The organism is Pseudomonas sp. KCJK8993 (assembly GCF_046230915.1).
GTDB lineage: Bacteria > Pseudomonadota > Gammaproteobacteria > Pseudomonadales > Pseudomonadaceae > Aquipseudomonas > Aquipseudomonas piscis.
The window spans coordinates 1-490 of record NZ_JBJJLO010000260.1 but is presented as its reverse complement, the minus strand read 5'-3'; the positions used below and the strand labels follow the sequence as shown (position 1 = coordinate 490).

1 pseudogene is annotated in these 490 nt (G+C 64.5%); it reads right to left on the bottom strand.

From position 1 onward, the window contains the following. A pseudogene (locus ACK6AU_RS32050) lies at nucleotides 1–490 on the bottom strand (polyketide synthase); the annotation flags it as partial.

Genomic DNA, 490 nt, shown 5'->3' with positions numbered 1-490 from the left:
CACATGGGCATTGGTGCCGCTGATGCCGAAGGCGCTGACCGCCGCGCGCAGCGGTTGGCCAGCGGCGACTTGCCAGCTCTGGTGATGGGTATTGACGAAGAACGGCGAGCGGGCGAAATCGAAATGCTCGTTCGGTGTGGCGAAGTGCAGGGTCGGCGCCAGTTCGCGGTGGCGCATCTGCAGCAGTACCTTGTGCACCCCCGCGACCCCGGCTGCTGCCGTGGTATGGCCGATGTTGCTCTTGACCGAACCCAGGCCGCAGAAATTGCTCTGCTCGGTTCGTTCCCGGAACACCGTATCCAGGGCTGTCAGCTCGATCGGATCGCCCAGCTTGGTTCCCGTACCGTGCAACTCGACATAGGAGATGCTCCGTGGATCGATGCCGTGGCGGGCGTACACCTCGCGCTCCAGGGCAATCTGGCTGCTGGCGCTGGGCGCAGTGATGCCGTTGGTCTTGCCGTCCTGGTTGATGCCCGACGCGACGATCACC